The 19,658-nt window shown below is 70.9% G+C and carries 13 protein-coding genes; 4 read left to right on the plus strand and 9 right to left on the minus strand.

Going from position 1 to position 19,658, the window contains the following annotated elements:
• The first annotated feature begins 17 nt into the window (after positions 1–17).
• Entirely contained in the window at positions 18–2,354 is a 2,337-nt protein-coding gene (locus O7616_RS26205) for a CHAT domain-containing protein (protein ID WP_282304453.1), read from the plus strand.
• A 34-nt stretch (positions 2,355–2,388) separates the two neighbouring features.
• On the opposite strand, the gene O7616_RS26210 is transcribed toward O7616_RS26205, so the two are convergent.
• Together O7616_RS26210 and murD are read right to left on the minus strand one after the other, a co-directional pair.
• Complete coding sequence (locus O7616_RS26210; protein WP_282304454.1) at positions 2,389–3,780, minus strand: hypothetical protein; 1,392 nt, start codon at positions 3,778–3,780, stop codon at positions 2,389–2,391.
• 327 nt (positions 3,781–4,107) lie between these two features.
• A complete protein-coding gene (murD, locus tag O7616_RS26215) occupies positions 4,108–5,457 on the minus strand; it encodes a UDP-N-acetylmuramoyl-L-alanine--D-glutamate ligase (RefSeq protein WP_282304455.1) in 1,350 nt (449 codons plus the stop codon).
• Positions 5,458–5,505: 48 nt separating this feature from the next.
• On the opposite strand from murD, the gene O7616_RS26220 reads away from it, so the two are divergent.
• Positions 5,506–6,849 carry a hypothetical protein gene (locus O7616_RS26220; RefSeq protein ID WP_282304456.1) on the plus strand — a complete coding sequence of 448 codons (1,344 nt, stop codon included), beginning with the start codon at positions 5,506–5,508 and terminating at the stop codon, positions 6,847–6,849.
• A 98-nt stretch (positions 6,850–6,947) separates the two neighbouring features.
• Here O7616_RS26220 and O7616_RS26225 read toward each other — a convergent pair whose 3' ends face one another.
• From O7616_RS26225 to O7616_RS26235, 3 genes are all read right to left on the minus strand, one after another.
• The gene (locus O7616_RS26225; protein WP_282257915.1) at positions 6,948–8,651 is read right to left on the minus strand and encodes a PucR family transcriptional regulator; all 1,704 of its coding nucleotides are present in this window, start codon (positions 8,649–8,651) and stop codon (positions 6,948–6,950) included.
• Between the two features lie 96 nt (positions 8,652–8,747).
• Entirely contained in the window at positions 8,748–10,202 is a 1,455-nt protein-coding gene (argG, locus tag O7616_RS26230) for an argininosuccinate synthase (RefSeq protein ID WP_282304457.1), read from the minus strand.
• 46 nt (positions 10,203–10,248) lie between these two features.
• Positions 10,249–11,070 carry an RNA methyltransferase gene (locus tag O7616_RS26235; RefSeq protein ID WP_282304458.1) on the minus strand — a complete coding sequence of 274 codons (822 nt, stop codon included), beginning with the start codon at positions 11,068–11,070 and terminating at the stop codon, positions 10,249–10,251.
• Between the two features lie 118 nt (positions 11,071–11,188).
• Between O7616_RS26235 and O7616_RS26240 the strand changes: the two genes are divergently transcribed.
• A complete protein-coding gene (locus O7616_RS26240) occupies positions 11,189–13,036 on the plus strand; it encodes a thiamine pyrophosphate-requiring protein (protein ID WP_282304459.1) in 1,848 nt (615 codons plus the stop codon).
• A 9-nt stretch (positions 13,037–13,045) separates the two neighbouring features.
• Here the strand turns inward: O7616_RS26240 and O7616_RS26245 are convergent, their stop codons facing one another.
• The 4 genes from O7616_RS26245 to O7616_RS26260 all read right to left on the minus strand — a co-directional run bounded on the left by O7616_RS26245 (position 13,046) and on the right by O7616_RS26260 (position 18,072).
• Positions 13,046–15,244, minus strand: coding sequence for a transglycosylase domain-containing protein (locus O7616_RS26245; RefSeq protein WP_282304460.1), 2,199 nt, complete (start codon positions 15,242–15,244; stop codon positions 13,046–13,048).
• A gap of 321 nt (positions 15,245–15,565) precedes the next feature.
• A complete protein-coding gene (locus O7616_RS26250) occupies positions 15,566–16,333 on the minus strand; it encodes a hypothetical protein (protein WP_282304461.1) in 768 nt (255 codons plus the stop codon).
• Between the two features lie 153 nt (positions 16,334–16,486).
• Positions 16,487–17,593, minus strand: coding sequence for an SPFH domain-containing protein (locus O7616_RS26255; protein ID WP_278147034.1), 1,107 nt, complete (start codon positions 17,591–17,593; stop codon positions 16,487–16,489).
• A 5-nt stretch (positions 17,594–17,598) separates the two neighbouring features.
• Positions 17,599–18,072 carry an NfeD family protein gene (locus O7616_RS26260; protein ID WP_282304462.1) on the minus strand — a complete coding sequence of 158 codons (474 nt, stop codon included), beginning with the start codon at positions 18,070–18,072 and terminating at the stop codon, positions 17,599–17,601.
• A 113-nt stretch (positions 18,073–18,185) separates the two neighbouring features.
• Here O7616_RS26260 and O7616_RS26265 point away from each other — a divergent pair, with 113 nt between their 5' ends.
• Positions 18,186–19,499, plus strand: a complete 1,314-nt coding sequence (locus O7616_RS26265; protein ID WP_282304463.1) for a serine hydrolase domain-containing protein — start codon at positions 18,186–18,188, stop codon at positions 19,497–19,499.
• Positions 19,500–19,658 lie beyond the last annotated feature (159 nt).

Here is a 19,658-nt window from a genome sequence, read left to right on the forward strand (position 1 = left end):
GACCGAATAATCGGCCGATGGCCACTGACGGTGGGCTCTCTTCCGCGGTCCGGCGGGTACTCGCCCGTGACGACGTGATGATGCTCGCTCGGGACGCCGAGGTGGCCGTCGACATCATGCGTGAGGGAATGCCGGAAGAACACGTGTTTCGGCAGGAGAGCGAACTGTTCTCCGAGGCCCTGAAGACGTACTGCGACACCGCCCGCAACGCGACCGACGACCGATTCTCGTCGTCGACCTTTCTGGACTCGCTGGACAGCGCCGGGACGATCGTTCGGCTCTGTGCCCTGCTCAAAGTCCCCCTACGGGCCCCCAAAGGTGTCGACGTCGCCACTCTGCACGAGCAGGCGCTCGACCGACTGGAGGCCGATTCCGAGACGCTGGCCGGCGTCGATCTCGACAAGGACCTGTACCGAGGACGGACGATCCGGTATCGGGCGGCCCGTGATCGCCGGATCCGGGGCGACCGCCACGGCGCGATGACCCTCGCCGACCGACCCGACAGCGAATTCGTCGGAAGCGGCGCCGACATCTTCCGCGCTCATTTTCATTACGAGTTGGCAGCCGGACACCTCCTCGAGAACGAGGGCGCGCAGGTCCGGCGACTACTGCGCGAGTCGGAGTCGCGGGGGTACTGGAAGGCAGTCCAGGACAGCCAGTTCGTCAGCCGTCACCGTATCGACTACGCCTACGCCCTCGGCGCCTGGGCGGAGGGCGACCGCGATGACGCGGCCAAGCGGCTCGCCCGCGCCCATCGCCACCTCCGGAAGACCGGCGGGCGGGCACCCCAGTACGACATCGAAGACCTGCTGCTGTCGATGACACGTGCGGAGTTGCTCATCGACGGGAACCACCTGCCGCTCGCTGCCGTCAATCAGGCGATCGACCATCTGGACGACGCGCTGCACACCATCGAGGGACTCCGCGACCGGTGGCGGGTGATCTCCCGGTCCGGCAGCCCGCTGGCCGCGGCGATCCGCCGCGTCTACGGAGACATCGCCCGTGCCGCCGCCATGCTGCCGGGCCGTCAGGCAGCCGAGCTCGGGCTACGGGTGAGTCTCTCGGCCAAGCAGTCCGGCTTCGCCTCTCGGGTGCGGGCTGACCGGTTCGACGTCGAGACCAACTGGCGCACCTGGCGAACCGGTCGGCGACTGCGCACGCTGCTGGACCAGGTGGTCGAGGCCGAATCCGGACAGCAACTCGGCGCGGCCGACGCGGAGAACGAAAAACTTCTCCAGGAACTACGGCAACGCATCGAACATGCGGTCTCACCGCTGCTCGCGGACGCCGTCGTGCCCGTGCCGGTGAACGTCGCGCGGTTGATCGACGCGGTGGGCGACCGTTACGCGCTCGACTACGTCGGCCTCCCGGACACCGTCACCGCCGAAACCTCGTGGTTCCGGACGCTCATCGAGCCGACCGGCGTCATCTCCTTCGGCCGGCTCCGGGTGGGCGACGTCCTCTCGGCGTTCATCACCGCGATCAGTGCGCCGACGGTCAGTCTGGCCGACGCCCTGGCCGGTGGCGTCGACTGGCAGGCACTCGGCGAGCAACTCCTACCACCGCAGCTGCGTGACGTCCTGCAACTGACCGAAGAGCCTGTCCCGTTGGTGATCTCGGCGCACTCCGCGCTCAGCCTGATGCCGTGGGCGGCACTTCGCGTCGACCCACACACGCACCTGGTGGAGCGAGCGATCCTCACCCAGACGCCGGTGCTCACCTTCCTCTCCGGTCCGACCGCTGCGACCGCTGCCGGGCCCGCCCTGATCCAGTTGGTCGGGGATCGTGCCGAGGGCAGCCCAGAGCTCGGCATCGAAAGAGAGGGTGCCGCCTGGGGTCTGGCCCCACCCGAGCATGGGAGCCCTCCGCTCAGCGAGTGCGAGCTCGAGCCGGGCGCACCGCCGGTCGAGGTGCCCGGCACGCTCGCCTCCGCACTGTCCGAGCGGAGCGGCCGCTGGCGCTACGTCCACATCGCCTCCCACGGTGAGGGCGTGGGCCTCGGCCAGACCCTGCTGCTGCCGGACGCACCCATCAGCGCCGGCCGGGCGCTGATGCTGCGCTGGCCGCAGTCACTGCTCATCGCGTCGTGTCAGGTCGGTCGGCTGGTGAATGTCGAACACGCCGAACCACTGAACTTCGTGATGGCGACGCTCGCCGGCGGAGCGGAACAGGTCGTGGCCTGCATCGACGACGTCGCGGACTACTCAGCCAGCAAGACGGCCGCCGCGATGGTTCGCGAGAGCCGTACGAACGGCACCCGGCTCGACGTCGCCCTCCGCGAGGTTCAACTGGAGTGGGTGAGGCGCCGCTGGCCGGACCTCGCCTGGATCCTGTTCGCCGCCTACGCGCGCTGACCCGACGTCGGACCGGAGCCAGGGCTGAGCGTCGTCAGTAGTCCCGCAAGGCGCGCTCCACCCGTTCGCGGCGGCCCTCCTCCTGGGCGTAGCGATCGAGGACGAACCACCGCTGCCGCCATTCCCGGTAGCCCTCCGACACGCCGCGCTCGGCACGGCTGGCCCGGACGCCCCGCAGGAACGCGGGCATCGTCACGCTGCCGATCGCGTTGGCATTGCCGCGGATCTTTCCCGCGCTGTCCTCTTCGGCGAGCCAGGCCGAGATCTCCTCGGCCGCTTCGGCGTCGAGCGGGTCGCACCGCAGGAAATCCGCGAAGTCGAGAGAGGTGGGCAGGTCGATACCGGGGAGTACCAGCGCGGCGTTGAGCCGAAGCTGGGCGACTGACCGTCGATGGTCGGCGATCAGCGGCACCGCCTGGTCGTCGTCGTCCAGGACGGGCCTCTCGATAGCCTGGTACGCCTTGACGAAGCGCCGGATGGTCGCCTCGCGCATCTCCTTCCAACTCTCGTAGTCGGAACCCGGCTCCAGGGCGAGTTCTTCCATCTCGTACGTCAGCGGCAGCAGGTGCAGGGCCGCCCGAGCGGTCATGATGCCGGGGTTGCGGAAGGCTGTGCGCAGTGCCAGTCGGTCCCGACCTACGCGCTTGACCAGCCCGTAGGCGCGTTCGATCTCGGCGGCCTTGTCGAGCGACTGCTCGCCGATGACGACACCGACGGACAGCTGCTGGTACAGGATCTCGACCCAGTGCTCCTCGTCGTCCGCGGTCCACTGGCGCTTCTGCTGGTCCTTCTCCAGTTCGTCCAGCCAACGACCGATGAAACGCTCCGCCGTGCGGCAGGCGGTGCCCGTCTCGGCCAGCACCAACTGGAGAAAGATCTCCTCAAGGCCCAGCAACTCCCGTTCGCGCCCGGGTGCACGACCATGGCTCTCGACATAGTGGTCGCGCCGTTCCCGCGCCTCCCGGTGCCGCAGGAACGCGACGTTGTAACCCTGTGGCGTATCCCGCTTGGACGCGACCAGCGCGTCGGCTCGGATCGCCCCCAGTGCCCGGGGTGCGAAATGCGGCCAGGGCAGGATACGAGCCACTTCGGCCAATCGCTCGATGAGGTGGGCAGCCCGTTGGTTGACCTCGACACCCGCTTTGGTACGCCGCGCCCAGCGGACAATCTGCCAACTCGCCTCGTAGATCATCCATCCGATCAACCACAGACGTTCACGCAGCTCATCAGGCGGTTCGACGGAGTCTTCAATCGACTCGGACGATCGGTGTTTGGCATACCACTCGCGGTACTCCGCCACCTCGCGCTCGATCTCCTCGATCAGCGTCTCTTCGGCGGCGCGACGGTCCACCTCGGGATCATCCACGCCATCGGATTCGGCGCGCAGGGCATGGCAGATCGATTCCAATTCTTCGACGGTCCACATGAGTGAAAGGACTCCCCTTCGCAGCGATTGATCAATGATGATCTGCGATGCGTTTCGGGGTCAGGTTAGATAGGCGCCGGTGTGGTCACCATCAACCTTTCAGGTCGATGGACACCACTGAGGAGGCGGACGCCTCATCGCTTCTGGGAAGTCTCGGGACAATCGCCGCCGCGACCCCGATTCGAACTGTCGGATATCGGTATACGCCCAGCTACCCACAACCGATTGCTCAGGATCGCCACGACTGATAGGGATCGGGCTGTACCGAACCTACGGGGCAGCGCCGCCCCGGTGTCCGGGGCAGACCCGCCCGCTCAAGCAGGCCGGTCAGCGAGCCGCCGTCTCCTCGATCGCCTCGAGGAACGCCTCCGAGCGGTGCTCGAAGTTGCGGTATCGACCGTAGCTGGGCGCGGCGGGTGACAACAGCACCACACCGTCGGCCGGCGTGAGCTTGCGCGCCTGGCGTACCGCCGCCGTGAGGTCCTCGACGATCTCGCAGCGCACCCCGGGCAGCCCGGCGAGCGTCTGGATGATGCGTGGGCCGCTGTCCGGGATGCCGATGACGGTGAGATCCCGCTCGGCCAGGTGGTCGCGGAGCGGGCCGTAGTCCACCCCTCGGTCGTTGCCGCCCAGGATCACCGTCAAGGGCCGACCGTCGTACGCGTCGATGGCGTGCATCGCCGCGTACGGGCTGGTGGCGAGGGTGTCGTCGACGAAGGTGAGGCCGGACGGGTCGGGTATCTCGGTGAGCCGGTGTGCCAGACCCTGGAATTCGGCGATCGCCACGGCAAGGGTGTCCTTGCGTGCGACGACGTCGACGTCGAGCGCCTCGAGCACGGCCAGTGCCACGCACAGGTTGCTCTCGTTGTGCCGGCCGACCAACGGCAGCACCGCGCGCGGGAAGAGCGGCTGGCCGCCCAGGTGGAACCAGGGCGTCCCGTCCGGGCCGACGTCGACGTGGGTGGTGTCGGGTAGACCGGCCCGGACGACCGGACGGTCACCCAACTCCGCCGCCAGCCGCGGGTCCGCGCCGTTGACCACCACGGTCGCCGGGTCGTGTGCGATCAGGTTGAGCTTGTCCCGGTAGTACTCCCGCTCACCGCCGTGCGCGTCCAGGTGTTCGGGGAACAGGGCGGTCACCACGGCGACGTGCGGCGACTCGGTGAGGTCGCTGCACTGGTAACTCGACAGTTCCAGCACGTAGAGGTCCGCCTCCGGCAGCTCCAGCGTCGGTACGCCGATGTTGCCGCCGAACAGGTTCGGCCGCTCCACCGCGTTGAGCAGGTGGCTGGTCAGGCTTGACGTGGTGCTCTTGCCCTTGCTGCCGGTGACGCCGACGGTGCGGGCCGCGTGATCCGCCATCCACAGGGCGGTGCCCTGCGTGACGGGAATGCCACGTCGGCGCAGTTCGGCCATCCAGGGGTGGGTCTGCGGCACACCGGGCGAACGGATCACCACGTCTGCCGCGACCAGCCGGGCGAGGCCTTCCTCGCCGGTCACCAGTGGCGCGGCCTGGGCGACCGCCCCCTCCCACGGCAGCGACAGGAAGTTCGTCCGGTCGTCGACGGCCACCAGGCTTGCCGGGCCGTGCGCGGCGGCGGCGGTGACGGCAGCCACGCCCTCACGACCCGTACCCCAGACGGCCACGGAGCGTCCGCGCAGGTCAGCCAGGTGCACCTGTGATCTCCTTGCTCGTGAGCGGTTGAGCTCGGACTAGTATGACCTGTGCCTAACGGACAACTGCGGCGGATGGACGCCTTCACCTTCCCGTCCTACTCGATCGACTTCGCCACGGGCGAGGTGTTGTTCGACTACGCCCTGACCGGCCCAGCCGGTGAGCAGCGATTCACCGAGGTGATCACTCTTCCGCTGCCGGCGGAGCCGCCCTCGGACGACACGGTGGCGACTCTCAACCGGGTGTTGGAGGTGCTGCACCTCGTCGCCGGCGTCAGCTACTACAAGGCGGCCGCGCCGCCCCGGCTGGTGCTGCCGACGCCGCTGGGTGCGGCCGTCGTCGACTACGTCACGGCCGTCTACACCAAGGGCCTCGCGGAGTACGCGTACCGCAACCAGCTGCCGCACGTGCTCCAGCTGCGCCCGGAGGTGCCGGCCGGCTCGCCGGACTCCCCCCGGGTGTACGACGACTCCGACCGTCGCCCGCTCTCGGCGGTCGGTGGTGGCAAGGACTCCATCGTCAGCCTGGAGGCGCTTCGTCGCGCCGAGCTGGACCCGGTGCCGTTCTCGGTCAACCCGAACCACGTGATCGTCGCGGTCAACGAGGCGTCCGGGCTGACCCCGCTGACGGCCCGGCGGCGGATCGACCCGGTGTTGTTCGACCTGAACAAGGCCGGCGCCCTGAACGGGCACATCCCGGTCACGGCGATCAACTCGCTGATCGCGGTGGCCACCGCCGTGCTGCACGGGCTGGGCCCGGTGGTGATGTCCAACGAGCGTTCGGCGTCCGACCCGAACCTGGTCTGGGACGGCCACGAGATCAACCACCAGTGGTCGAAGGGCGTCGAGGCGGAGGGGTTGCTGCGCGGGGCGCTGGCCGAGCACGCCGGCCTGACCGACCCGTACTTCTCGCTGTTGCGGTCGCTGTCGGAGCTGCACATCGCCCGGCTGTTCGCCGAGATCACCCGGTACGACGACGTGGTGACCAGTTGCAACGCCGCGTTCAAGCTGCACGACCCGAGCGAGCGCTGGTGCCGCGACTGCCCGAAGTGCCGGTTCGTCTTCCTGGCCATGGCGCCGTTCATGTCGCGGGAGCGGGTCACGCACATCTTCGGCGGTGACCTGCTCGCCGACCCGGAGCAGATCCCCGGTTACCGGGAGCTGCTGGGTGTGGACGGGCACAAGCCGTTCGAGTGCGTGGGTGAGGTCGAGGAGTCGGTGGTGGCCCTCGGCCTGCTCGCCGAGCAGGACCAGTGGCGCGACGCCCCGGTGATCCGAGCCCTGGTCGACGCGGTCCCCGCGACAGCCTGGTCCGCGGTGGCGTCAACGGACGTCTTCACCCCCGGCGGCCCGAACCACATCCCCCCAACCTACGCAAAAACCCTGAACCTCTAACCCCACCCCCACCTCGGTGATCAAGAGGTTTGCGTCACGAACGGCGCGATTTCTGACGCAAACCTCTTGATCAACACGAGAGGGCGCGGGGTCGGGTGTTAGGGGGTTCGGACTGCTTCGAGGGCTAGGAGGGCTACGTGTAGGGAGAGGCTGGCCTCTACCGAATCCAGGTCCACGTCGAGGATGCGGGCGATGCGGGCCAGGCGTTCGTAGAACGCGGGCCGGGACAGGTGGGCGGCGGCGGCGCCCGCGGTCTTGTTGCGGCCCTGTTCGAGGTACGCGCGCAGCGTGTCCAGCAACTGCTCCCGGGGGTGCCGGGCGTCGTACTCCAGCAGTGCGCCGAGTTCGCGTTCCACGAAGGTCTGCAGTCGGGGCTCGTCGCGCAGCAGGTGCAGCAGCCCGGCCAGCCCGACGTGCGGCAGCCGGAAGATCGGCAGGTCCCGCCGGTCCCGGCGAGCCGCCTCGGCGATCTGCCGTGCCTCGACCAGCGAGCGTCGGGCCTCCCGGGGAGTCGCCACCCCGGATCCGGCGGCCACGATCACCGCGCCCGCCCCGACACCCCGGGACGCCTCGACTCCCGGTGTCGCGCGGGTCGCGCCGGAGTCGAGGCGTACCCGGCGAAGTGCGGTCGCGAACGCGGACAGCGCGCGGTCCTCGGCGGCCGGGTCGGTCAGGGCCAGCAGCGCGCCCACCGAGTTGTCGTCGACGGCGCTGGTCAGCGCGGTCAGCTTCGCCTCCCGAAGCGCCTGACCGACCGCCTCGGACAGGTCCCGCAGCCGGGCCTGACCGGCCTCCGGGCCGTTCTCCCCGACCGGGTCCTCGGACCGGTGCCGGACCATCACGCCGACCAGGTGTCGGCGGTCGAGCACCACCCCGAGCGCCTTGGCGCGCAGTGCGACCTCGTCCACCGGCCGGGAGTGGTCGAGCAGCGCGGTGAGCAGGGTGCGGTGGATCTGCCGTTCCAGCCCTTCGGCGTCGCGACGGATCAGCCGGCCCAGCGCGAGGGTGGACGCGGCCCGTTCGATGAGGATGGTGAGCCGCGTCGGTGGATCGTCGCTGGGTTCGTCGCCGCTGGCCGGCCACCGCAGCAGCAGCCGCCCCCAGTCCTGACCTCGCGCCCCGACGGCGGTGACCAGCCAACCGCTGTCCCGGTCGTACGCGGTGCGCCCGGTCAGCCGGATCCGCCGGGAGTGTTGCTCCCAGCCGTCGAGCAGCAGTTCGGCGTTCTCGCCCGCCGGGTCGTACCCGAGCACCTGCCGGGACAGGTTCTCCAGGACCACCGGGCAGCCGGACAGCTCGGCGGCCTGCCGGATGACCTCGGCGGCGTCGGCGCCCTCGACGGACAGGTCGTTGAAGCGCTGGTGGATCTCCTCGGTGGCGCGCAGCTCGGTGAGCTGCGCGTCGACGATCAGCGCGTGCACCGCCTCGGTGATCCGCACGAACGGGGTGGCCCGGCGCAGCTCCACCAGGGGCAGGCCCCGTCGTTCGGCGGCGGCGACCATCACCCGGGGCACCCCGCTGAGGTAGCGGCGGCCCAGCTCGACGACGAGCCCGGAGACGCCGACGTCGGCGAGGTCGCCGATGAACGCGCGCAGGCCCGCGTCGTCGCCGGGGAGACCGATGCCGGTGGTGAGCACCAGCTCGCCGCCGCCGAGCAGGGTGGCGATGTCCGGCACCTCGGCGATGTGTATCCACCGGACCGGCCGGTCCAGCCCCGCGTCTCCGGCGACCACGCGCGGTGCGCCGTGGCGGACGGGGTCCAGGGCGAGGACCTCACGGACGGTAGGGAACACGGCCGCCACGCTACCGTCCGTGACGCCGGATCTCGAACAGCGGCCGGCGACGCGAGCCGGGCGGCGGCCTGGGCTGCCCCGGCGTGGCGGCGTGGTGGGACGGGCTCAGTCGACGCCGAACTCCATCGCGGCGCGGTCGAGCGCCTCGTCCTCGGCGGAGGCGACCCCCCGGGAGGCGATGGCTTCCGCGCCGCCCTCCGGCATCGCACCGATCAGCCCGGTCGAGGCGGCCTGGGCGGCGCCGATCACCCGCTGCGGGGCCGCACCGCCGCCGACCATGCCCAGGGAGGCGTACTGCTCCAGCTTCGCCCGCGAGTCGGCGATGTCCAGGTTGCGCATGGTGAGCTGGCCGATCCGGTCGGACGGGCCGAACGCCGAGTCCTCGGTGCGCTCCATCGACAGCTTGTCCGGGTGGTAGCTGAACGCGGGACCGGTGGTGTCCAGGATCGAGTAGTCCTCGCCCCGGCGCAGCCGCAGCGTCACCTCGCCGGTGACGGCGGTGCCGACCCAGCGCTGCAACGACTCGCGCAGCATCAACGCCTGCGGGTCCAACCAGCGGCCCTCGTACATGAGCCGGCCGAGGCGGCGACCCTCGTTGTGGTAGTTGGCCAGGGTGTCCTCGTTGTGGATGGCGTTGACCAGCCGCTCGTACGCGTAGTGCAGCAGCGCCATGCCGGGCGCCTCGTAGATGCCCCGGCTCTTGGCCTCGATGATCCGGTTCTCGATCTGGTCGGACATGCCCAGGCCGTGCCGGCCGCCGATGGCGTTGGCCTCCAGCACCAGGTCGACGGCGCTGCCGAACTCCTTGCCGTTGATCGTCACCGGGCGGCCCTGGTCGAAGCCGATGGTCACGTCCTCGGTCGGGATCTCCACCGCCGGGTCCCAGAAACGGACACCCATGATCGGGTTGACCGTCTCGATGCCGGTGTCGAGGTGCTCCAGGGTCTTCGCCTCGTGCGTGGCGCCCCAGATGTTGGCGTCGGTGGAGTAGGCCTTCTCGGTGCTGTCCCGGTAGGGCAGGCCGCGCTCCTGCAGCCACTCCGACATCTCCTTACGCCCACCCAGCTCGGTGACGAAGGCGGTGTCGAGCCACGGCTTGTAGATCCGCAGCATCGGGTTGGCCAGCAGGCCGTACCGGTAGAACCGCTCGATGTCGTTGCCCTTGAACGTCGAGCCGTCGCCCCAGATCTGGACGTCGTCGGAGATCATCGCCCGCACCAGCAGCGTCCCGGTGACGGCCCGGCCCAGCGGGGTCGTGTTGAAGTACGCCCGCCCGCCGGAACGGATGTGGAAGGCGCCGCAGGTCAACGCCGCGAGGCCCTCCTCGACCAGGGCGGCGCGGCAGTCGACCAGGCGGCCCAACTCGGCGCCGTAGCTGAGCGCGCGACCGGGCACCGAGGCGATGTCGGGCTCGTCGTACTGGCCGATGTCGGCGGTGTAGGCGCAGGGGATCGCGCCCTTGTCGCGCATCCACGCGACGGCGACAGAGGTGTCGAGGCCGCCGGAGAAGGCGATGCCGACACGTTCGCCGGTGGGCAGGGAGGTGAGAACCTTGGACACGGGGAAAATTATGCAATAGAACGTATGGCCATGCAAGTCGAAGCGGTTACTCGCTGTCGTCCGGCGGGTCGTCGCGGCCCAACTCCCAGAACGCCACCGCCGCCGCGGCGGCGACGTTCAACGAGTCCACCCCGCGCCGCATCGGCAGGACCACCCGCACGTCGCTGGCCGCCTGGGCCGCCGCGGTCAGACCGGGCCCCTCTGCTCCGAGCAGCAACGCCGCCCGCTCGCGCTGCGCCGGGGTCAACCGCTGCATGGGTACGGCGTCCGGCGCGGGCGTCATGGCGAGCACCGTGAAGCCGGCCTCCCGCACCAGGTCCAGGCCCGCCGGCCAGTGGTCGAGCTTGGCGTACGGCACCGCGAACACCTCCCCCATGCTGACCCGCACACTGCGCCGGTACAGCGGGTCGGCGCAGGTCGGCGACAGCAGCACCGCGTCGACGCCGAGCGCGGCGGCGCCCCGGAAGATCGCCCCCAGGTTGGTGTGGTTGTTGACGTCCTCCAGGATCACGATCCGGCGCGCGGCGGCGAGCACCTCGGCCGCCGTCGGCAGCGACCGGCGGTGGAACGACGCCAGCACCCCCCGGTGTACGTGGAAGCCGGTGGCCTGTTGCAGCACGTCGGGCGTCGCGGCGTAGACCGGCGTGTCACCGGTGTCCAGGTCGGCGAGTTGGTCGACCCGCTTGGCGTCGACCAGGTACGACCGGGCCGGGTAGCCGGCGCGCAGCGCGCGGCGCAGCACCAGCTCCCCCTCGGCGATGAACAGTCCGTGCGGCGGTTCCCAGCGGGTGCGCAACTCGACGTCGGTGAGCGCCCGGTAGTCGGCGATCCGGTCGTCGTCGGGGTCGGTGATCTGGTGGACAGGCACCCGACGATTCTGCCGGACGCCGCGCCCCGCACTCCGGCGCCGGTAACGCGAGGTGTTTTGTCCGGAAGAGAACGGGAAGGACCGGCACAGTAGGGATCCGACGGGAAGGACCAGCCAGGTGAGCACGGACCACACGTCAGCGTACGAGGCCGGCGCCCTGCCCCGGCACCCGACCGTCGCCGACCACATCGTGTCGCGGCTGTTCAGCTGGGGTGTACGGCGCTACTTCGGCTACCCCGGCGACGGCATCAACGGCATGACGTCCGCGCTGCAGCGCACCAACGAGCGCGCCCAGTTCATCCAGGTACGCCACGAGGAGACCGCCGGGTTCGCCGCCTCCGCGCACGTCAAGTACGGCGGTGGGCCGCTGGGCTGCGCCCTGGTCACCAGTGGTCCCGGTGCCATCCACCTGCTCAACGGGCTGTACGACGCGAAGCTCGACCACCAGCCGGTGATCGCCCTGGTCGGGCACACGGCGACGACCGCCGAGGGCGGCGGCTACTACCAGGAGGTCGACCTGCTCGCCCTCTACAAGGACGTGGCCGCCGCGTTCCTGGCCCAGCTCGACAATCCCGCCCAGGTTCGGCACCTGGTCGACCGGGCGTGCCGCACCGCCCTGGCCCGGCGTACCGTCACCGCCCTGATCCTCCCCCTCGACATCCAGGACGAGCCGGCCGTGGTGGACCCGCCGCACGCGCACGGCTACTACCAGACCAGCAACGCGCCGAGCAGCACCCCGACGGTGCCGCCGAAGGCGGACGTACGCCGGGCGGCCGACGTGCTGCGCGGCGGGCAGCGGGTGGCGATGCTGGTCGGGCAGGGCGCCCTCGGGGCGCGTGACGAGGTCCGCGAGATCGCCGACCGGCTCGGTGCCGGTGTGGCCACCGCCCTGCTCGGCTTCACCGCCGTCGACCACCGCGAACCGTGGGTGACCGGGGCGATCGGACTGCTCGGCACCCGACCGAGCTGGCAGCTCATGACCGGCTGCGACCGGTTGCTGATCGTCGGCAGCAACATGCCGTACTCGGAGTTCTACCCACCGCCGGGTCAGGCCCGAGCGGTGCAGATCGACCTGGACGGCACCCAACTCGGGCTGCGGTACCCGACCGAGGTGAACCTGACCGGGGACGCCCGCCCCACCCTGCGGGCACTGCTGGACGAGCTGGGCCCCGGCCCCGCACCGACCGCCTGGCGGGCGGAGATCGCCGAGGCGACCTCGGCGTGGTGGCGGGTGCAACACGACCTGGCCGAGCAGGCCGCCGACCCGGTCAACCCGCAGTTGCTCTTCCACACCCTCAACCAGCGGCTGCCCGACGACGTGCTGCTCGCCGTCGACTGCGGCACCACCACCGCCTGGTACGCCCGACACATCCAGGTCCGCCCCGGGATGCTGGCCAGCCTGTCCGGCACGTTGTTGTCCATGGGCGGCGCCATGCCGTACGCGCTGAGCGCCAAGTTCGCCCACCCGGACCGGCCGCTGGTCGCGCTGATCGGCGACGGCGCCATGCAGATGAACGGCGTCAACGAGCTGATCACCGTGGCCAAGTACTGGCGCAGCTGGGCCGACCCCCGGTTCGTGGTGCTGGTGCTCAACAACCGGGACCTGGCGTTCGTCAGTTGGGAACAGCGCTCGTCGGAGGGGACGCCGATGTTCCCGGACAGCCAACAGTTGCCGGACATCGCCTACCACCAGTGGGCGGAGGTGCTCGGGCTGCGCGGTGAGCTGGTCGACTCGCCGGAGCAGGTGCCCGACGTGTGGGACCGGGCCCTGTCCGCCGACCGGCCGGTGGTGATCAACGCGCTGGTCGACCCGGCCGAGCTGATGCTGCCGCCGCACTTCACCGCCGAGCAGGCCCGCAAGACCGCGGCGGCGGTACTCCGGGGCGACACCGACTGGGCCGGGATCATCCGCCGCGGCCTCCCCGCCACCCTGGCCAGCTACCGCCCCCGCCGCCGCGACCGCTGACGGGCGGGGTCAGCCTCGGCGGTTCAGCCAGCGCTCCAGCGGTGACAGGCGGTCGTCGTCCTGGTTCTGCGGGCTCTGCGGGACCGTCGGGCGCTCGACCGGGCGGCGGGGGTCACCGGCCAGCTCCTTGCTGGGCGCTGCGAACGCCTTCTCCGGCTGCCCCTTGACGGCGGTGGCGATGACCCGGGCGACCGCGTCGATCACCTTGCTCTGGACCGCGGAGCCCACCGAGTCGGCCGGGTCGTCCGGGTTCGCGGCGATGCCGGCGACCGCGACCTGCGGGGTGAAACCGACGAACGTCTCGGTGGAGTTCTGCTCCGAGCTGCCCGTCTTACCCGCCACCGGCCGGCCGTCGAGGATGTCGTTCACCCCGGTCGCGGTGCCACCGTTGCACTGCCCGAACGCGGACTGCTGACCCACCGGGCAGCGAGCGGCGTCGGTCGCGGCACGGGCCACGTCCGGGTCGAGGACCCGCTTGCAGGACGGCTCACCGACCGGCACCTTCGTACCGTCCGCCCCGGTCACCGAGACCACCGGCACCGGCGTGCAGTAGGTGCCCTCGGCGGCCACCGTGGCGTACGCGTTGGCCAGGTCCAACGGGGTGGTGGCGGCCACGCCGAGGGTGAAGGAACCCCAGTTCGCGGCGTTGTCCTCGGCGAAGGCGGCGTCCGAGTCGGCCCGGAAGGTGATGCCCAGCCGCTGCGCCATCTCGACGACCTTGTCCTGGCCGACCTGCTCCGCCAGCCAGACGAAGTAGGTGTTCACCGAGCGGCCGAAGCCGTCCCACATCATCCGGTAACCGTCCATCCAGTCCGGGTTGGCGTTCGCCGGGCACCAGCGGCCGTCGCAACTTCCCGGGCCCTCGGCGGCGTACCGGGTGGGCAGCTTGGCGGGCGCGTCGAAGCCGGTGGAGAGGGTACGGCCCGACTCCAACGCGGCGAGCATGGTGAACAGCTTGAACGTCGAACCCGCCTGGTACCCGTCGACGCTGGCTCCGCCGGAGATCAACGGGTTGACGGTGTTCGGGTGGTTCGCCTGCCCGCCCGGGTTGTCGGCCAGGCTGTAGTGCCGGTTGACCGCCATCGCCAGCACCTGCCCGGTGCCCGGCTCGACCGCCGCGATGGGCAGGGCGCGCTTGTTGTCGTACCCGTAGACCTTGGTGGCCTGCTGCTGCGCGGTGGCCTGGATCTTCGGGTCCAGCGTGGTGACCACGGTGTAGCCACCCGAGCGCAGGGCCTGCTCGCGCTCCGCGACCGTGGCACCGAACGCCGGCTGGCTCCGCCACCACTGACGCAGGTAGTCGCAGAAGAATCCCCAGTCGTCGTGGCCCTGGGAGACGGCGGTGCAGCCGTTGGGCTGGGCGGTCGGGTGCAGGGCCAGCGGCTCCGCCTTGGCCTGGGCGGCCTGGGCGGCGGTGATCGCACCGGTGGCGACCATCGAGTCCAGCACGTACGACCGGCGGGCCAGCGCCTCGTTCTTGTCGCCGTCGATCGGGCTGTACGCGTCCGGGGACTGCACCAGACCGGCGAGCAGCGCCGACTCGGCGAGGGTGAGCTGGGCCGGCGGCTTACCGAAGTAGCGCTGGCTGGCCGCCGCGATCCCGTACGCGCCGGAGCCGAAGTAGGCGATGTTCAGATACCGGTCGAGGATCTCGTCCTTGCCGAGGCTCTTGTCCAGCGCGCTCGCGTACTTGATCTCCTGGATCTTGCGCCCGACGGTGGGGTCGGTGGCGGCGGCGCGCTCCTCGGCCGTGCGGGTGGGGTCGGTCTTGAGCACGTTACGGACGTACTGCATGGTCAGCGTCGAGCCGCCCTGCTCGGTGCCGCCGCCCTTGACGTTGGCCACCAGCGCCCGGGCGAGGCCGCGCAGGTCAGCGCCACCGTGGTCGTAGAAGCGCCGGTCCTCGGCCGCGACGATGGCCTGCCGCATCACCGGGGCGATGTCCGCCAGCGGCACGTCGGTGCGGTTCACGTCGTAGAACGTGGTGATCAGCGTCTTGCCGTCGTTGGCGTACAGGTACGAGCGCTGCGGGGTGGCCGGGGTCTTCAGCGAGGCCGGCAACGCGGCGTACGAGCCGAGGGCGGCACGGGCGCTCAACCCGAGCAGCAGGTTGCCCGGGAGCGCGGCGACTGCCAGGACAAGCCCGGCCAACACGCCGGCGAGCAGCACGGTGAACAGCCGCGACAGCGGCGAGCGGGAGGCGGCCATGCTCCCCAGGATTGCCACAAAAAACGCCAACCGACCAGCCCCAGGGGCTGATTGTCACCAACTTCACGGCCCCCCACCAGCCAATCCCCAGCTCGCTGGCTGCCCTCCCCGCCCCGCTCCCCGCTCCCCCGCCGGTCCGGTCCGCTCCCCGCTCCCCGCTCCCCGCCGCTCCGCTCCCCGCTCCCCGCCGGTCCGCTCTGGTGATCATGGGGTTAGCGGGAAGTTTGATCACGGAATCGCCCGTCAACCTCATGATCACCGGGGCTGGAAGGGGCCGGGTGGAGGGGTGGTCGAGGGCCGGGGTGGAGGGGTGGCAGGCGCTTAGGGGTTGGGGGTGCTGAGGCTGGCGGTGGCGGCGTCTCGGGCGGTTTCCCGGGGCATCAGGCGGCCGGAACGGTAGCCGATGCCGATGCCGGCGATCAGCACGAAGATCGCGCCGAACGTCTGCAGCGAACCGATCAGGGCGCCACCGAGGCCGAGCAGCGGCGCGGCGATGATCAACATGGCGCCGTCGCCGAGGCTGAAGGTGCCCGAGCGGGCGACCGCCCAGCCGGTGAGGAACCAGCCCACGCTGTAGAAGGTCGCGCCGAGCAGGACCAGCGACCGTGCGGTGGTGCCGAAGACCGGCGTCTGCTCGGCCAGGCCGGCGAAGGGCAGCATCAGCACGGTGCCGGCGATGCTGACCAGCAGCCCGGCGGCGGCCACCCGGCGGCTGCGGGTCGCGGCGAGCAGGCCGGTGAGGGCCAGCAACGCGAGCAGGCCCAGCCAGACGGCGGCCACCCATCCGATGAGGTACACCGCGCGGCCGTCGGCCGGATAGGGGTCGTTGCCCACCCCGCCGTCGCTGGCCATCGCCACCATGCCGTAGAGGATGGCGTACGCGGGCAGCAGCCACACGGCGGCCCGCGCGAACTTCCGCACCGACCAGGCCCAACTGGCGTTCGTGGCCGGAGCGCCCGGGGTCGGCTCGCCGACGAAGGGCAGTACGCCGAAACCGCCGCCGCTGCGGCGGGAGCCCAGCGGGGCGACCGGGTCGTGCGCGCCGGGCACCGGGGCCGAGGACCACATCCGATTCGCCGGATCCTTCATGCGTCACCTCGCTCGTCCACGAGCGGTGCGAGACGCGCCGGGGCGCCCCGATTGCCTGGTCACCACCCGTCCTAGGACCGATCGTGGCAGGCGTCGGAGCGCCCCATGAGCATTTCTCGTATTAACGCCGGATTGCCGGCCTGTGTACCAGGATCAGCCGCGCTCGCGCTCGTCGGCCGGGTCCTCGACCAGGCTCAGCGGAGACACCGGTTCCGGCGCCGGCAGCCCCTGCGGCTTGTTCCCGCCGGTGGCCTGCGCCTCGGCGACGCGTACCTCGTCGTGGATCTGCTGGGCCGCCGCGGCCGCGGCCTCGGCGGCCTCCGCCGCCTCGCGCTCCACCTGGCTCGCGTGGTCCGCGGCCTCCGGCGCGGGAAGGTCCCCCACCATCTGGCTCAGCCCGCCGAGAGCGCCGCCCATCCCCTCCAGAGCCTTGGTCAGCTCGGCCGGGACGATCCAGACCTTGTTGGCGCTGCCCTGGGCGATCTGCGGCAGGGCCTGCAGGTACTGGTAGGCGAGCACCTTCTGGCTCGGGTTGGCCTGATGGATGGCGTCGAAGACCGTGCGGATCGCCTTCGCCTGACCCTCGGCCTGCAGGATGCGGGCCTGCCGGTCACCGTCGGCCCGCAGCACCGCCGACTGCTTCTCACCCTCGGCGGTGAGGATCTGCGACTGCTTGTGCCCCTCGGCGGTCAGGATCGCCGCCCGGCGGTCCCGCTCGGCGCGCATCTGCTTCTCCATCGAGTCGCGGATGCTGGCCGGCGGCTCGATCGCCTTGATCTCCACGCGGGTCACCTTGATGCCCCAGCGGCCGGTGGTCTCGTCCAGCACACCCGACAGGTGGCGGTTGATCTCATCGCGGCTGGTCAGCGCCCGCTCCAGGTCCAGCGAACCGATCACGTTACGCAGCGTCGTGACGGTGAGCTGCTCGATGGCCTGCAGGAAGCTGGAGATCTCGTAGGTCGCCCGGACCGAGTCGACCACCTTGAAGTAGAGGACCGTGTCGATCGAGACCACCAGGTTGTCCGAGGTGATCACCGGCTGCGGCGGGAAGCTGACCACCTGCTCCCGCATGTCGACCTTGGTCCGGACCGCGTCGATGAACGGCACCAGCAGGTTGAGGCCGGGGCTGAGGGTGCGCTTGTACTTACCGAGCCGTTCCACCACGTCCTGGCGCTGCTGCGGCACGATCCGCACCGCCTTCGCCAGCGTTATCACGGCGATCAACGCCACCGCGATGATCAGCACCCCTATGACTGTCATCCCGTTCACCCTCTCGCTTCCGGCAACTCGCCGGCGGAAGAAACGTCGTCCTGCCACACCAGGGCGGTCGCGCCCCGGACCTTTATCACCCGAACCCGTTGACCGGGATCGTGAACCTGCGTCGTGTCGTACGAGCGGGCGGTCCACAGCTCGCCGTCGATCTTGACGAGACCATGGTCGGCGTCCACCCGTTCCAGCACCAGTGCCGTGGAGCCCTCGATCGCCTCCACGCCGAAGGGCTGCTCGCCGCTGTCCACCGCGGGACGCTGGTGCCGCCGGATGACCGGCCGAGCCACCACCAGGCTCAACGCCGACACCACAGCGAAGACAAGCGCCTGCACCGCCACCGGCGCGCCCAGAGCGGCGGCCCCCGCGGCGGCGAACGCACCGACCCCGAACATGATCAGAAATAGCGTCGTCGTGAAGATCTCGGCGACCGCCAGCACCACACCCAATACGATCCACACCACCGCGTCCACCCCACGATCGTGACACGCGAATGCACGCGCGGCCTCCCCGCGAAGATCAGTAGGCTCGGCGAGGCCCTCCCTGACCCTGATCCGGGCGCCCGACCCGACCCGAGGAGACCCCGTTGCCCCTGCTGCCCGAGACCGCCCGACAGATCGACGACCAGGTCGCCCAGGCACAGCGCGACGGGCACGCCCCGTCGCTGGTGATCGGCGTCGTCCGCGACGGCACGCTGGCGCACCTGGCCACCGCCGGCGAACACCCCCGCCCGGACGTCGACCTGCAGTACCGGCTGGGCTCGATCAGCAAGACGATGACCGCGACCCTGATCATGCAGCTGCGCGACGCGGGCCGGCTCAGCGTCGACGACCCGCTGGAGAAGCACCTGCCGGGCACCGGCCTCGGCGCGCTCACAGTGCGCCAACTCCTCGGGCACGCCAGCGGTCTGCAACGCGAACCCGACGGCGACTGGTGGGAGCGGACCGAGGGCGTCGACCTACCCACCCTGCTCGCCGGGGTCACCGCCGACAAGATCGCTTACTCGCCGCACGCCACGTACCACTACTCCAACCTGGCGTACGGGCTGCTCGGCGGGATGCTCGAACGGCTCACCGGCACGCCGTGGATCGACCTGCTCGACCAACGCATCCTCACGCCGCTGGGCATGGGCCGCACCACGTACAACGCGACCGAACCGTTCGCCCGCGGCCACGTCGTCCACCCCTGGCACGACACCCTGCGCGAGGAGCCGCGCACCGACACCGGCGCGATGGCCCCCGCCGGGCAACTCTGGTCGACGATCGAGGACCTGGGCCGCTGGGCCGCGTTCCTGGCCGACCCCGACCCGTCGGTGCTGACCGCCGACACCCTGACCGAGATGTGCTCCCCCGTCGTCATCAGCGACCACGAGGCCTGGACCCACGGGCACGGCCTCGGGCTGGAGCTGTTCCGGGACGGCAACCGGGTGTACGCCGGACACGGCGGATCGATGCCCGGCTACGGCGCCTCGCTGGCCGTGCACCGGCCCAGCCGTACCGCCGTGGTCGGCCTGGTCAACGCGTACACCCTGCGGAACGTGCACCTCGGCGCGCTCGGGCGGCGGCTGCTCACCCTGGTGGTGGACACCGAACCCGCGCCGGTCGCCCCCTGGCGTCCGGCCACCAACCCGCCGCCCGCCGAACTCGCCGAGCTGACCGGCCGCTGGTGGTGGATGGGCACCACCATCGAGGTGTACGCGGACACCGACGGCGTCCTGCGCGCCGGCCCGGTCGGCGCACCGAACCTCCGCTTCGTCGCCGAAGGCCCGGACCGCTGGCGCGGTCGAGCCGGTGGGCAGGACGGCGAGATCCTCACCGTGCACCGCGACGAGCAGGGCCGGGCGGTCGCGCTGGACGTCGCCACCTTCGTCTACACCCGCACTCCCGACCAGGAGCCCTGAGAGCACACCGCCCAGCCCTCACCTGCGCCCAGCCCTCATCCACACCTCGCCGCGCCCGCGCCACGGCCCGCGCCACACCTCGCCGCGCCCGCGCCACGGCCCGCGCCTCGCATCGCCTCGCCCGCGCCTCCCCGACCCGCGCCACGCCTCGGCCCGCCC

This window comes from Micromonospora sp. WMMD964, assembly GCF_029581455.1.
Classification (GTDB): domain Bacteria; phylum Actinomycetota; class Actinomycetes; order Mycobacteriales; family Micromonosporaceae; genus Micromonospora.

Coding starts and splice junctions, on each gene's coding strand:
- O7616_RS26255 (WP_278147034.1), bottom strand. CDS start 17,593: ATGACAGTCATAGGGGTGCTGATCATCGCGGTGGCGTTGATCGCCGTG.
- O7616_RS26250 (WP_282304461.1), bottom strand. CDS start 16,333: ATGAAGGATCCGGCGAATCGGATGTGGTCCTCGGCCCCGGTGCCCGGC.
- O7616_RS26205 (WP_282304453.1), top strand. CDS start 18: ATGGCCACTGACGGTGGGCTCTCTTCCGCGGTCCGGCGGGTACTCGCC.
- O7616_RS26210 (WP_282304454.1), bottom strand. CDS start 3,780: ATGTGGACCGTCGAAGAATTGGAATCGATCTGCCATGCCCTGCGCGCC.
- O7616_RS26245 (WP_282304460.1), bottom strand. CDS start 15,244: ATGGCCGCCTCCCGCTCGCCGCTGTCGCGGCTGTTCACCGTGCTGCTC.